This is a genomic window from Methanoplanus endosymbiosus, from assembly GCF_024662215.1.
GTDB classification, from domain to species: Archaea; Halobacteriota; Methanomicrobia; order Methanomicrobiales; family Methanomicrobiaceae; genus Methanoplanus; species Methanoplanus endosymbiosus.
The window spans coordinates 2,399,921-2,413,860 of sequence record NZ_CP096115.1 but is presented as its reverse complement, the minus strand read 5'-3'; the positions used below and the strand labels follow the sequence as shown (position 1 = coordinate 2,413,860).

General features: G+C 45.9%; 15 protein-coding genes and 1 other RNA gene. 8 read left to right on the top strand and 8 right to left on the bottom strand.

Annotation, left to right across the window (positions count from 1 at the left end):
• Positions 1 to 3: 3 nt before the first annotated feature.
• From arcS to L6E24_RS10885, 3 genes are read right to left on the bottom strand one after another with little or no spacing between them, the layout of a single operon-like run.
• A complete protein-coding gene (arcS, locus tag L6E24_RS10895; RefSeq protein WP_257742003.1) occupies positions 4 to 1,647 on the bottom strand; it encodes an archaeosine synthase subunit alpha in 1,644 nt (547 codons plus the stop codon).
• Entirely contained in the window at positions 1,640 to 3,100 is a 1,461-nt protein-coding gene (gene tgtA / locus L6E24_RS10890; protein ID WP_257742002.1) for a tRNA guanosine(15) transglycosylase TgtA, read from the bottom strand. The genes arcS and tgtA overlap by 8 nt, the downstream gene beginning before the upstream one ends.
• Entirely contained in the window at positions 3,101 to 3,670 is a 570-nt protein-coding gene (locus tag L6E24_RS10885) for a TIGR00296 family protein (protein WP_257742001.1), read from the bottom strand.
• 35 nt (positions 3,671 to 3,705) lie between these two features.
• Between L6E24_RS10885 and rnpB the strand changes: the two genes are divergently transcribed.
• An RNA gene (gene rnpB, locus L6E24_RS10880) (RNase P RNA component) lies at positions 3,706 to 4,018 on the top strand.
• A gap of 94 nt (positions 4,019 to 4,112) precedes the next feature.
• Positions 4,113 to 4,667, top strand: a complete 555-nt coding sequence (locus L6E24_RS10875) for a CBS domain-containing protein (protein ID WP_257742000.1) — start codon at positions 4,113 to 4,115, stop codon at positions 4,665 to 4,667.
• A 46-nt stretch (positions 4,668 to 4,713) separates the two neighbouring features.
• Here L6E24_RS10875 and tpiA read toward each other — a convergent pair whose 3' ends face one another.
• Together tpiA and L6E24_RS10865 are read right to left on the bottom strand one after the other, a co-directional pair.
• On the bottom strand, positions 4,714 to 5,391 hold the full coding sequence (gene tpiA / locus L6E24_RS10870; protein WP_257741999.1) for a triose-phosphate isomerase: 678 nt from the start codon (positions 5,389 to 5,391) through the stop codon (positions 4,714 to 4,716).
• A gap of 14 nt (positions 5,392 to 5,405) precedes the next feature.
• Positions 5,406 to 5,918 (bottom strand): multiprotein bridging factor aMBF1, encoded by a 513-nt coding sequence (locus L6E24_RS10865; RefSeq protein ID WP_257741998.1) that lies wholly within the window; start codon positions 5,916 to 5,918, stop codon positions 5,406 to 5,408.
• 56 nt (positions 5,919 to 5,974) lie between these two features.
• Between L6E24_RS10865 and L6E24_RS10860 the strand changes: the two genes are divergently transcribed.
• Entirely contained in the window at positions 5,975 to 7,213 is a 1,239-nt protein-coding gene (locus L6E24_RS10860) for a proteasome-activating nucleotidase (RefSeq protein ID WP_257741997.1), read from the top strand.
• Positions 7,214 to 7,262: 49 nt separating this feature from the next.
• Here the strand turns inward: L6E24_RS10860 and L6E24_RS10855 are convergent, their stop codons facing one another.
• Together L6E24_RS10855 and L6E24_RS10850 are read right to left on the bottom strand one after the other, a co-directional pair.
• Positions 7,263 to 7,697, bottom strand: coding sequence for a DUF5804 family protein (locus L6E24_RS10855; RefSeq protein WP_257744020.1), 435 nt, complete (start codon positions 7,695 to 7,697; stop codon positions 7,263 to 7,265).
• A 5-nt stretch (positions 7,698 to 7,702) separates the two neighbouring features.
• Positions 7,703 to 8,875, bottom strand: coding sequence for a proteasome-activating nucleotidase (locus L6E24_RS10850; RefSeq protein ID WP_257741996.1), 1,173 nt, complete (start codon positions 8,873 to 8,875; stop codon positions 7,703 to 7,705).
• Positions 8,876 to 8,913: 38 nt separating this feature from the next.
• On the opposite strand from L6E24_RS10850, the gene L6E24_RS10845 reads away from it, so the two are divergent.
• From L6E24_RS10845 to L6E24_RS10830, 4 genes are all read left to right on the top strand, one after another.
• Positions 8,914 to 9,318: a DUF126 domain-containing protein gene (locus L6E24_RS10845; protein ID WP_257741995.1), complete on the top strand. Its 405-nt coding sequence runs from the start codon at positions 8,914 to 8,916 to the stop codon at positions 9,316 to 9,318.
• Between the two features lie 19 nt (positions 9,319 to 9,337).
• A complete protein-coding gene (locus L6E24_RS10840; RefSeq protein ID WP_257741994.1) occupies positions 9,338 to 10,456 on the top strand; it encodes a TIGR04084 family radical SAM/SPASM domain-containing protein in 1,119 nt (372 codons plus the stop codon).
• 213 nt (positions 10,457 to 10,669) lie between these two features.
• Positions 10,670 to 11,791, top strand: a complete 1,122-nt coding sequence (locus tag L6E24_RS10835) for a TIGR04013 family B12-binding domain/radical SAM domain-containing protein (protein WP_257741993.1) — start codon at positions 10,670 to 10,672, stop codon at positions 11,789 to 11,791.
• Positions 11,792 to 11,800: 9 nt separating this feature from the next.
• Positions 11,801 to 12,442 carry a metallophosphoesterase family protein gene (locus L6E24_RS10830; RefSeq protein ID WP_257741992.1) on the top strand — a complete coding sequence of 214 codons (642 nt, stop codon included), beginning with the start codon at positions 11,801 to 11,803 and terminating at the stop codon, positions 12,440 to 12,442.
• Between the two features lie 139 nt (positions 12,443 to 12,581).
• Here the strand turns inward: L6E24_RS10830 and cyaB are convergent, their stop codons facing one another.
• Positions 12,582 to 13,118 carry a class IV adenylate cyclase gene (gene cyaB, locus L6E24_RS10825; protein WP_257741991.1) on the bottom strand — a complete coding sequence of 179 codons (537 nt, stop codon included), beginning with the start codon at positions 13,116 to 13,118 and terminating at the stop codon, positions 12,582 to 12,584.
• 51 nt (positions 13,119 to 13,169) lie between these two features.
• Here cyaB and L6E24_RS10820 point away from each other — a divergent pair, with 51 nt between their 5' ends.
• A complete protein-coding gene (locus tag L6E24_RS10820) occupies positions 13,170 to 13,934 on the top strand; it encodes an FKBP-type peptidyl-prolyl cis-trans isomerase (protein ID WP_257741990.1) in 765 nt (254 codons plus the stop codon).
• The last annotated feature ends 6 nt before the right edge of the window (positions 13,935 to 13,940 follow it).

Below are 13,940 nucleotides of genomic sequence, written 5' to 3'. Positions count from 1 at the left end.
TATTTATTCGCTTAGCTTCTTTACCTTACGCACCCTGACAGCAACTCCGCGCCGGGAATTTTCCATCTCAGCCGGCCCCATAACCGCTCTTCCGGTTGCAAGGGCGCTCTCTCCGGAGACTAAAACCTCATCACCGGGACGGATCTCAGGATCACAGGATATAACTCCGGGTGCGAGAATATCCCCCTGAGGAATGAAATTGTCAATTCTGATCCGGTAAATGCCGCCAAGAAGCTGCCAGCCGTTGAATGTAGGACGGAAAAGACCGGTGTCATTATCAATGCTGAAGAACTGAGTCTTTCCTTTCAGAACTTTTTCGCGTCCGAATCTTCCCTTGATAATAAGTCCGGAGGTATCGGCATCCTTTCCAAACTGCCAGTTTATAGTTCCGGAGATGATATCCGGCCTCTTCTTTCTACAGCCCGATAGTGCCTCATCAAGTTTTTTAAGCGAATCGTATGAAGTGGGGCGATCTTCAGCGACAGTTATCTCATAATCAATTCCAAGCCTTTCAAGCGACTCCTTTGCAATATCAAGTGCATCACCGTCAAGGTGCAGAATAATCCTGTCATAATGGTTTTTGGCAAAATACCTCTCGATGAGTGATCCGATTATCTTTCTCTCCTCCCCGTCCCAGTAGCCCGTTACCGGCACATCATAATGGCCGGCAGGGTAGATCCTCTCAAGCTCTCTTGGCACAACGCCAAGAGGCGATGTGATGATGATCTCATGGGCACGGTTCTGAATCGCATTCTGGAATTTCTTATGTGACTGGGACTGAGAATAGGGCTTTCTTGCCGAACATGGCAGAAGAACGGCCACATCAGACCTCTTCGGAACAAATCTCTCAATGACACGCTTCTCAAACCTGATTACTTCAGGGCGCTTTAAGGATTCACCGGAATTTGCAGAGAGAGTTATGCTTCTTACAACCGGAATACTCTCTTCAGTAAACTTATATTCACTGTCAAAAAGCCTCAGGAGAGAGACCTGCCATGCGGAATTCCTGCATCTCTTCTCAAGGTGTTCACGTAAGATTCCGGCTTTTATGTGGTTTTTCACAACCGAAATTTCAGCCTGAAGGGCAAGGCGGTTATGCAGTTTAAGATCACCTGTCCGGCAGCCCTCACAGGTACATGCACCAGAGTTCATCCATTCATCAGCAGGATATTCACCGTCAGATGTGCAGAATATACCTTTGACTGCCTTCAGATCCACTGCGGTGTAGTCGAAGAGATCAAAACCTGAGGCAATGAGTGTGCCGGCATTTGACGGCAGGGCAGACGCAGGTGCATACCAGAGAGTATCACCGGGATTATTCCTCTTCATCTGCATAATCCACCTGGCGCAGTAAACCGGATTTTCGATGACCGTATGCCAGTTTGACACCAGCACCACATCACCGGACTCCGCCTTATTTTCTGATGCAGGGTGAACAGAGACTGCCCCTTCAGGGTTTTTCAGATACTTTTCAGTAAATTCAGCTCCCGCAAATAATGGAACATTTGAATGCCGGGATCTCTCAAGTCCCGGAATCAGGTTACCTATAAATTCTGAATCTGCTACAAGAGGTGTCTCTGATTTCAGTTCACCTTCGATAAAAATACCGGTTCTTGCCGGCCCATCCCTAATTTTAACTTCAAACATATCTGATTCTCTCCTCAAAATCTTTCAGGCAAACTGCTGCTATATTCTCAAATTCCCTGTCCATGCAGATATAAAATTCGGTCGCAGGGTTTGATCTGATAAGTTCATACAGACCTTTAAATCCGGACTTCATCATATCATCGTCCCATCCGGGAACTTCAGCCTGCCCGACAGGAAACGTCTCTGACAGCTCAGGCGGGTACGGCCCGAAGGGTGGCCTGAAAAGAAATACAGAATCAAAATGAGGGAGGTCAGCAGGCACAGTGCCTGAGATCTTAATCAGGGATATATCCCCTGCTTCAAACCGGTTCACCATTCTGTGATATCTCAGCACCTCGGTTCTCTCACAGGACTCAGAACCCCTGTAGAAGAATCTCCTCTTGACAGCATTATCCGACTCCTCAAGCCTCTCTTTATACTTTAACAGTTCGCGGTAGCCTTCAAGCAGGCGTGGATGGCCTCTGCATCTCTCATCCACAAGCTCCCATAATGTTCCGTCAAGGATAGCCTGCCTGATCGTTGAGATCTCCGCAAGTGTCACATAGAGATTGTGAAGCGCAAGGAGCTTCTCCCTGTCAGGTGATTTTTTCAGTTCAGCCGCAGTATGTTTCCGGCAGACATCACAGGCGCATGGAAGTTCGTTCAGTTCATCCAGTTTCATACTGCCCCTTGCAGTCATGTAACGCCCCTCACGGGCATAGAGGGCATAGGCAGCGGAGTCAAAGACATCACACCCCATTGCAGTTGCAAGTGCAAACATGGACGGATGTCCGGCACCGAAGAGATGGATACAGGATGACGGTGACAGTCCCTCCTTTGCCGCCATAACGACACGGACCAGATCTCTGTAACGGTAATTCTCCATCAGCGGCACAACCGCACCGACAGGGCAGAATACAACGCCCATATCACGGACAGACTCTGCGGCTTTAAGCCTCAGATCCTCATGAATGCCGCCCTGAACCGGCGCGGCAAGATGACCGTCGTCAATGACTGTGAGAGCCTCACGTATCCTTTCGGTTGTCACAGACAGCTCCTCATCAGCCTCATCATGATCTCTGTCAGGTGATGTCGCAATGTCCATCGGGACTATTATCTCACTTCCAATAGCTCTCTGAAACCTTACAGTCTCAGTATTGGTAAAGCTCACATCACCATAGACAGACTGCTGAAAAGCACCGGAATCTGTCATGATTATACCTGAAAAGTTCAGGATTTCATGCAGGCCCTCCTTAAGCGCCCTCTCCCTGAACTCCTCGCTCTTGCTGAAGATGTAGGCATTTGTAATGAGTGCCTCAACTCCGAGTTTTTCCATCTCTTCAGGTTTTATTATCTGTATATGCGGGTTTATCACCGGAAGAAGGAGTGGTGTCTTTGCTGTCTTGTCACCAACCTTCAGTTTCCCGGTCCTGCCCATTATATCCTTATGAATTACCTCAAAACTAATTGACACCTAAATCACTCCGATTTCTGAAAATATCTGTCCTTCAAATCTCTTCAGTTCTATCTCCGGGTTCTTCCAGAATCCCGGAATAAAACCAGCCTTCCGGCATGTATGGTCCAGAAATTCTTCTGCATCCCATTCATATTCAGTCGCAACCTGTGGGAGAAGAAGACCACTTCTTCCAAATCCGGAAATTATCAGACCATGCTTACCGACCTCTATCTTTTCCGGCCTTTTAAGCGGATCTCCGGAGACGGTCTCAGGCGGAGTAAGGACTGTAATATCTATCGTAACTTCACTCAGCTCGTCTGGTTTTAACCTTTCAAAACGTGGATCTGCTGTTGCGGATGAAGCTGCGGCCTCCCTGAGCGCATCCTTAAGTGGCATCACAGGGTAAGGAATGCCGATACATCCCCTTAGATCTCCGTATTTGTTCAGGGTTACAAAAACTCCGCGCTTATCATTAAAAACCGGAGTAAGCTCCGGAAAGGTGCTTTTTTTTCCGGACACCACTTCATTTATCACACTTCTTGCAATGCAGAGTGCGGTTTTTCCTTCATCCTCATCCAGCAGTTCCATTACCTAAATATATTGGTGGCAGGTAATAATAAGAAGAGAGGGAGAGTGCGGCCGACGGCAGTATCTATTTACTGCTGAGGAAAGTCCCCACTCCGACCGGAAATGATGCTGCATGCAAGTGCAGGTGGCGAGAGTCATGGCTCTGGCACAGAAACGATACGGCCTTCTGCTTAGCTTATGAGGCAGGAACAAACTGCTGAGGCGCTTTGAGGGAGAGGGAAACGATGGAACGGTGAATCCCTTCAGGAGCAAGCCGAACAGGGACATCAACAGTATTTTCGGACTGGTCCCGGGTACGGCGCACAGCTGAATGCCGCAGAAACATAATGGGGCTTACTCCTCCCACTCGCACACTTTTATAGACTTTTTCATGGCTGTCATTTAACAGATCACAATTACTGACAGTAATCATTATACCCTATGATGACCCACAATAATAATCATGATAATTCCTACACCGGGGGAAATCAGGGAAAAAAGGGTTAAACTCGGCATGACACAGTCAGAGACTGCCCGCAAATCAGGGCTTAGCCAGTCGATGATCGCCAGAATAGAATCCGGAAGTGTCGATCCGAGAGTGAGCACACTCAGAAAGATTCTGTCTGTACTTCAGGATGCAGAGAAGTCAGCACTCACAGCAGTTGACCTGATGTTTTCACCGGTCATATCTGTTGAATCCGGTGAAAGTCTTGCAAAGGCGGTCTCAATTATGGGAGATAAAGGGATCTCACAACTACCGGTAATTGACAATGGTGTGCCGATAGGCTGCATATCTGAGTCCGCCATCATCAATGCAATGGAAGACGGGCGCATAAAGGAGATTGGAAAACACCTGGCTAAAGACCTGATGGAGGACTGTTTCCCGGTTGTCGGCCCCTCAACCGATCCGGATACCATTATGCACCTTCTGCACAGCCATCACGCAGTGCTTGTCCTTGAAAAGGGCACTGTCAAAGGTGTCATTACAAAGCATGACCTTATAGCAAAGAGACCATGAAAAAACATTAAAAAAAGAATATAATACAATTATTTTAAAATTCCGGTCAGATAACCCCGCCTGCAAGATCGGTGAGGACTGCATAGGGGTCCTTTGCCTTTACAACCCCGGATGCCAGCAGAACTCCGTCTGCACCAAGTTCCATAGCTGTCTTAACACAGTTTCCGGAATGGATGCCCGCACCTGCAAGAACCTTTGTATCCCCGCTGATATTCTTTACAGCAGAGACAGAATTGTTAATTATTCCGGGATCAGCTGTCGATACTGAAACACCTGACCCTATCAGCTCAGGCGGCTCGATTGCAATGAATTCCGGAGAGAACGCTGCTGCCGCAGCACTTGTAAATACATCATTGGTACAGACAATTGTCTCAAGATGAACAGACTTTGCAATCTCCACAGCAAGCGAGACATCAGCAAGTGTAAGCCTCTTTTCCGAATGGTTGATTAGAGTGCCGCATGCACCGGCTGAGACAACAGCATCCGCAAGTATATGACCTGTGCCCGCGCCGGGTTTTACAGGATCTATATGCTGTGCATATACAGGCAGGGAGTAGTGCACTGACATCGGGTGGAGATCCATGTAGCCCGGAGCAATACCGATGATAACTCCGGTCTCATTCATCACCATCTCAGCCGCTTTGGCAATGCTGTGTCCTGCTTTGCCAAATCCTTCAGTATAGATCTTGAAATTAATAATTATCTCAGGAAATCTCTTTGCCATAATATCCTTCCCCCTTATTTTGATCTCTTAAGCTTCATCATATCGCCAAGAGTCGGGGTAACAGGGCCGGATTTCTCAGACCTGACATCCGTATCTGAGGACTCAATGAGCTTAATATTAAGGGCATTCTCAATCTTCTTTCTGACACCGTCTTCCGGAATCATTCCCTTCTCAATCTTCTTTATCAGGCCCTCCTTCTCTTTAATATTCAGGGCAAGTTCCTTCTGAGAGAGGCCGAGCGCCTCCCTTCCCTCTCTGACTCTTGAAGAGAAATCATCCACAATATCACCATCCATCATGTCGAAGACATCTCTGGGACGTCTCCTTGGTGCTGACGTGCCTGAAGAAGCACCCGGCCTTATAGACTTAATTTTGCCGGCCTGCTTTGCCAGTGCTTCTGCACCAGGCCTCTCCAGAACTGTGCCAAGCTTAGAGCATTTACTGCACACACGCATTCTGGCACCGCCAATCTGGACGAGAACGGGTTTTCCCCGGATCGTTTCTCCGCAAACCTCACACTCTGTCATAAAAATCTAAACATCTATATATCAAACAAAACCTATATACCTATTTGAGGAAACGGATGGCAGACAGCCAGACAAAAAAATCTGAATCACTGAATGAGGAGGATGTAACAAGGTACCTTCTTGACAGGATTTCCGGTCTTGAGAAGAGAAACCTTGAAATTCGCGAGGAATTAAGGCAGCTTGAGTCAGAGAAGCGCTTTATTGAGACGCAGAAGATCAGGTTTGAACGCGAGATCCGGAAACTGAAAGGGGAGGTCGAAAAATTAAGAAGCCCGCCGCTGATAATCGGCACAATTACCGACATTGCGGGCGACAACAGATATGTCGTCCAGTCAAGCGCAGGGCCTAAATTCATGGTGCGTGCATCTGGTTTTATAGACAGTAAGGACTTAAAACAGGGTGTACGATGTACACTAAACCAGCAGTCATTAACAATAGTTGATATTCTGCCGGAATCCTTTGACAATCAGGTCTATGGAATGGAAATAAGTAATATTCCGGAGGAGACCTACGATGACGTGGGAGGACTTGAATATCAGATAACCGAGATTAGGGAAGCTGTTGAACTTCCTCTGACAAAACCGGAAATATTTGCCAGAATCGGAATTACTCCGCCCAAAGGTGTGCTGCTGTACGGCCCTCCGGGGACCGGAAAAACCCTTCTTGCAAAGGCTGTGGCACACCATACCGAGGCAAAATTCCTGAGGGTTGTCGGTTCTGAACTGGTCCAGAAATATATCGGAGAGGGCGCAAGGCTTGTAAGGGAGCTTTTTGAACTTGCAAGAAAATCAGCACCGTCAATAATATTCATAGATGAGATAGACGCAGTAGGCGCACACAGAACAGAAGGAATAACATCAGGTGACCGGGAAGTCCAGAGAACACTCATGCAGCTCTTAGCTGACCTTGACGGCTTTGAGGCAAGAGGGGATGTCAAAATTATCGGTGCAACCAACAGGATTGACATACTTGACCCGGCACTCCTCCGTCCCGGACGTTTTGACCGGATTATTGAGATACCCCTGCCTGACTACGAAGGAAGGCTTTCAATCCTAAAAATTCATACAGACGGGATGAATATATCAAATAAACTGTCGCTTGAAAATATATCAAAACTTACAGAGGGGATGAACGGTTCAGAACTGAGAGCCATATGCACTGAAGCCGGTATGTTTGCTCTGAGAAATGAGAAGGATCATGTGGGAATGGACGATTTCATCCAGGCGACAGATAAAGTGGGAAGCGAGATAAAGAACCACATGAAGAGCACCAATGACGGAGTGATGTTTGCCTGAAATCCGGCAACTGACGATGCAGACGATCTTCCGCCTGAAAAGTCCAAAACTAATCCTCTGATCTGCTGTATCTGACCTCAAGAACGCGGTCACAGCCCCCACAGAAATCAGGGTAGTCCTCTTTTTTGGAATTAGTTTCCATCCTCATTTTCCTATAGATAAAACCGTCCTTAATCCCTATAAGCCCTGCATTTTCACTGGCATCACTGAGCTTTAAATTTCTGCCATATAACTCCCCTGCAAAAATTTCAGAGCAGTATATATCAGGAGATACTTCAAAGAGAACAGAGACGACATAGCGCCGGATATACCACCTGATCTCAGCTAATAAGGATAAAGAGCCGCCAAGAGTGGAGTTTGGGATAATAACACCGCAATCCACCCGTTCCGGCCGGTAAAATCTGAGAATGTCCCTGCTCGTCTCTGATGCAAGAAGGGTCTGATAAAGATCTATACCCTCCTTCTGAATGAGCAGAAGATTCATTCCAATCACATATACATTATATCCGTTGAACCGGTCTTCTTAGTGACCTTGTCAATGGAATAGATGAAGTCATCAAATGTTACATATTCGGCATTGTTCCTGACAGCATTCATACCTGCCTCACGGCATATGGACTGGAGTTCAGCCCCGGTCATATTCTCAGTCAGGTCAACCAGTTTGTCAAGTGATACATCATTTACATTCATTCTGGATGAGTGGATCTTTAAGATGTCATATCTGGCGGTCTCATCCGGAAGTGACACCTCAAGAATCCTGTCAAAACGTCCGGGGCGGAGGAGTGCCGGGTCAAGCATATCCACTCTGTTGGTGGCTGCCATTATCCTGACATTGCCACGGTTGTCAAACCCGTCCATCTCGGCTAAAAGCTGCATAAGTGTCCTCTGCACCTCAGCACTTCCTGAAGTCCCGTCCTGGGTTCTCATGCTTCCGATGGAGTCAATTTCATCTATGAATACAATGGATGGCGACCTCTCCCTTGCAAGTAAGAAGAGATCCCTGACCATCTGGGCACCCTCACCTATGAATTTATGGACAAGTTCACTGCCGGACATCCGTATAAAGGTGGCATTGGCACGGTTTGCCACAGCCTTTGCAATCATTGTCTTACCTGTTCCGGGAGGCCCGAACAGTAAAATTCCCTTCGGAGGTTCAACACCTATCTTCTCAAAGACTTCAGGGCGCGTCAGTGGGTATTCCACCGCCTCCCTGACTTCCTCAATCTCATTCCTGAGTCCCCCGATCATATCAAAACTGACATTCGGGGATTCTTCAAGCTCCATTACACGCACGCGGGTGTCAAAGGTATTGCCGACAATCCTGACAATAGAGAGCGCATTATTGACAGCAACCTTCATTCCGGCTTTTATCTGCCCATTTAGACTATCAATGGCCTGCGTAATATATTCCTGATTATTGCCCTGCTGGCGCAGATAAACCTCACCACTGTCAAGAATGTCTATAACAGTTGCCACAAAGAGGGGAGGGCGCTTTAACTGCTCATTCTCCCTTTTCAGCAGTGTATTTTCCTTTTGGAGATTGTTAATCTCCCTGTTGAGGATATCAAGCTTAACCCTTAAATCCTGCAACTGTTCATTTAGTTCCTGTAGTCCCGGTTTTGAAAAATTATCTCCGGAATTGTTGCAGACTGATTCATCCATGATTACTTTATATCTTAATCTTACAACATTTATTAGATATGTCTTTTACAATCCAGTGCAGGGGTATTTCCAAAGGGAAAGCTAAAGGCGAGATTATTGTAAGTAAAGACCCGATTTCATTCCTGTCAGGGGTTGATCCGGAGACAGGAGTGGTTATGGAGAAAGGGCATGCAATTGAAGGCAGGTCCATAGCCGGAAAAGTGCTCATCTTCCCTTACGGAAAAGGCTCCACAGTCGGATCATATATAGTATATGCCCTGAAAAAAAATGGCAAAGCACCGGCTGCAATCATAAACAACGAAGCAGAGACGATAATTGCCACAGGTGCAATAATAGCCGACATCCCGATGGTGGACAGACCCTCACAGGATATCAGTGTACTAAAGGATGGCATGACAGCAGAAGTTGACGGCGATAAAGGCATAATTTTTATCGAAGAGTAAAAAAATTCGCGGTGCTATCTTGTATTATCATCTTATTTTAACTGATGAGTGTAACCTCTGCTGCACATACTGCAGGGATAAGGCATTCATTGTTCCGGACAGCGACTATGACAGTTTTAAAATGTCAGATACGCCGCCGGAAATTGAATACAGCATTGAGACACTCTGTAATTTCCTGTCCAAAGACAAAAATGCCAGTATTCTCTTCTACGGAGGAGAGCCTCTTCTCAGGATAAACCTGATTGAAGAGATTATGGACAGGGCAGAAAATTCATCTTTTCTGATTTATACAAACGGAATCTTTCTTGACCGGCTGAAAGATGAGTATTTAAGTAAAATATCATACATCTTCCTATCAATAGACGGCGATGAGGAGACTACAGACGGATACAGAGGCAGGGGAGTGTACAGGAAGATCTCTGAAAATCTGAAGGATATAAGAGAGAGAGGATTTAAAGGAGAGATTATCGCAAGAATGACGGTTGCTGAAAGGACAGACATCTGCAAATCCGTCCTTCACCTTCAGAACCAGGATAACTTCAGGTTTGACTCCATCCACTGGCAGCTTGACGCAAATTTCTGGTATGATTACAGTTTAAGACCGGGATTTCAGGACTGGATGGACAATTCATACAATCCGGGAATATCAAAACTTACCGCTTACTGGCTCAGAAAACTTAAAGAGGGCGAGTTTATGAGGTGGTACCCATTTGCTGCAACAACAGGGGAGATCCTGAAAGGTAATCAGGTAAATCCAATCAGATGCGGAGCCGGCATATACAATTACGCCATTTTAACGGACGGAAATATTGCACCATGTCCCTGTATGGCCGGGCTTGAGGACTATTACTGCGGAAATATCTATGATACAGACCCCGCTGACATTCTTAAATCAGAGATAAAAGGGGACTGTACAGACTGTGACATAAAGGATTTCTGCGGCGGAAGATGCCTCTATTCCAATATAATAAAACCCTGGCCAGTGGAGGGAAGAGAGATTGTAAAAAGTTCGGTAAGACATCTCAAAGAATGTATTGAGAGCAAAATTCCGGAGATAAAAGAGCTGACAGAGAAGGGTATAATATCTGAGGGGGATTTTGACTATGAGAAGTACAACGGCTGTGAGATAATTCCGTGAGTTATCAGAATTATCTGTACAGTCCGGTTATAAGTCCGGTTTTAAAATAGTCATTCACGAACCTACGGGTTCATAGATGGCAGATGAAACAAATGTTTCATAGGAGATTATTGTCTGCCGGATGCCGGAAATTACTGACAAATGCAGAATATTATTATATAACTGAATTAAAACAGAATTGTTCCTTAATTCCGGAAAAATCAGGCTTAAGTTATGAAGATCAACTGGAGAAATATAAAATGGGCCGGAAATTCATATGCCGCACTGTATGCTGCCTGCGAACTGGCAGGTTATGATCTGATTCCGGTTGAAAAACCTGAAGATGATATAACACTGTACAGCTTAAACTCTGTAAATGCAGACCATTTTTCAGGTGAAATCCGGGATGCGGACTGCATAACCATCATCGGCGGCCCTCATCCGAGTGCTGACTATAAAAAATTCACAGGGATTGCCGATTATGTAGTTGTCGGAGAGGCAGAATACTCCCTGCCGGCACTGCTTAAGTATCTTGACCCCGACAGTCCGGCAAAAACCCTGCCGGCAGGAGTTGCAGCGGGTGACAGCTACAGGGAGAAGGATTACTGTGTAATTCCGGATGCCTACCCACCTTTTACAAAGATTAAGGGTTATGTCGAGATAAGCCGTGGCTGTCCGTATGGCTGCGCCTACTGCCAGACACCACGGCTCTTCGGGCAGAGCATCAGGCACAGGAGCATTGGCTGTATTGTTAAAGCTGCATCAGGGTACAGGGATGTCAGGTTTATCAGCCCGAACTCACTTGCGTACGGTTCAAAAACCGGCACATCACCTGACTATGAAAAACTGGAAAAACTCCTATCTTCATTCAGGAAGGACCAGAATGTCTATCTCGGAACATTCCCAAGCGAGGTGAGACCGGAATTTGTCACAGAAAAGTCTCTTGAACTTATATCGGATTACTGCTCCAATAAAAAGATCCATTTTGGCGCACAGTCGGGCAGCAACAGAATGCTTAAGAAGATAAGGAGGGGACATACTGCCGAAGATGTTATATCAGCAGTTGAACTATGCCGTGAATTTGGGTTTACTCCGGTTGTGGACTACATAATTGGCCTTCCGGGCGAAGAGAAGGAGGATCAGGTACTAACACTTGAACAGATAAAATGGGTATGCAGATACGGCAAGGTTCATTCACACTACTTCACCCCTCTTGCAGGAACGCCCTTTGAATACAAAAACCCTGCGCCTCTGATTCCGGATGTAAACAAAACACTCGGAAAACTCTCTCTCAACGGCAAAGTCACCGGGTACTGGAGTGAGAGCGGGTCAAGGTTTTTTAATCAGGAGAAATGATCAGATAATATGAAGAAAATACTCGTATTGACCGATCTGCACGGCAACTACGGAAAGATGGAGGCATTCCTCGGACTGGACCCGGATTTTGTCCTAATCTCAGGAGATCTGACTGAGATGGGGCCTGTAGAACCGGCCATTGGCATGCTGGAATCAATTGACGTACCCTGTTTTGTAGTTCCCGGAAACTGCGACCCGAAAGACATCCTGGAGCAGCTGGAGGATTCTTCTGCTGTCTCAATGCACGGCAATGCACTTGATATCGGCAATATAACTTTTGTCGGCCTTGGAGGTTCAAACCCGACACCATTCTGCACACCCTTTGAACTTCAGGAAGAGGAAATTGAGGAGCTTCTCTTTACAGCCGAGAAGAGAATGAGAAAGAATGTGCACAATATTCTCATATCCCACGCACCGCCCTTTGGTACACTGGATAATGTAGGCGGAAATCCGGTTGGAAGTACTGCTCTCAAAGAGCATATGAAAAATTATGACCTGATATGCTGCGGGCATATCCATGATGACCATGGCGTTAAGGAGATTGACGGTACCGTCGTTGTAAACCCAGGCCCTGCATCAGACGGCAGATGCGCCATGATTACACTCGGTGAGGATGCAAAAGACATCAGGGTTGAACTCTACAGCCTTTAAAGGACAAAAAAGCAGATATTCTGCAAAAAAAGTCACCCATGTACCGGCATTTCTGCCTGCACACAGATAACAGATGAAACATTCAGGTGATTGAATGTGAATATTTCACGGGAGATAACTGAAAAATATCCGGCTATATTCAGAAATTACCCTCTTTATTTATAATCATCTCAAGGTATGACGTGGATATGTTATCACTGTCAATTCCAAGAAATTCTTTGATTTTATTTATCTCCAAAGCAGCGGAGTCCTTATCCTCCGAAATTATTTCTATCTCGACAAAGTGTCCAAGCCCTTCAACGATATCAAGTGCAATAGTCGCGCCCATGAATGAGTACTCCTCCCTTCTCTTCTGAACACCCCTTGATATGAAAAATCCGGTTCTCGTGAGTATCTTCTCCATATCCACGGCAGACGAGATGGTGACATTATACTCCTCCCTTGCTTTCACACCCGCAGTTTTAACCTTCGGCCCTTTGTATGTCAGTTCCGCAGATTCACCTGTATTTCTAATCCTGAGAGCTTCATCAGTCTTAGCATAGTCCCTTATCAGGGAATTGTAATACATATCATCCTGCATGCTGACACCGAGATATCCTGCATTGTTCATCTCAAGAATTTGTTTAATGCCATCTATGGATTCCACACGGTTTTTCGACTCTACCTCATACAACATTATGTCACCTTATATTAGGTACGGTTGCTAATAAATATAGACAGGTGTAAAATGACAATCAAAGAAGGAGATTTCATCAGACTCAGTTATACCGGCAAAAGCGACGGTATTATCTTTGACACAACCTATGAAGAGGTTGCAAAAGAAGACAAAACATTTTCAGAAGAGAAGATTTATGAGCCAATGGTTGTTCGTGTAGGCGGAAACCACCTCATCCCAGGTCTTGACGAAGATCTAATCGGCAAAGAGACAGGAACAGAGTACACAATAGAAATCTCACCTGACAAAGCATACGGAGAGAGAAACCAGGAACTCGTCCGCTCAGCATTCACAAAGGACTTTAAGGAAAAACCAACAGTCGGAATGCGTGTACGGGCAGAAGAGAGACAGGGAGTTGTTGTAAACGTAGTCGGAAAGCGCGTAGTGATTGACTTCAACCACATGCTCGCCGGAAAAACGATCACTTACAATTACACAATCGAGAGTGTAATCGAAGAGCCAAAGGATCAGGCAGCAGCACTCTTCAAACTCTTCTGCGGAAAAGATATGGAGATGGACCTTGCAGACGGAATTCTTACAGTAATACTCCCGCCCGGAACCACATATGACAAGAATTACATGTACGGCAAGGGATCAGCAATATACCAGATCTTTGAGTACGTTGAAGGAGTAGAGGAAGTCATTCTCAAAGAGTCCTTCAAGAAACCAGAAATATACAATGAAGAAACTGCTGAAGTAACTGAGGCAACAGAGGTTGCAGCTGAAACAGAAGTTTCTGAAGTTAAAGAAGAGACAGCTGAAGCATCCGAAGAATAAACCCGG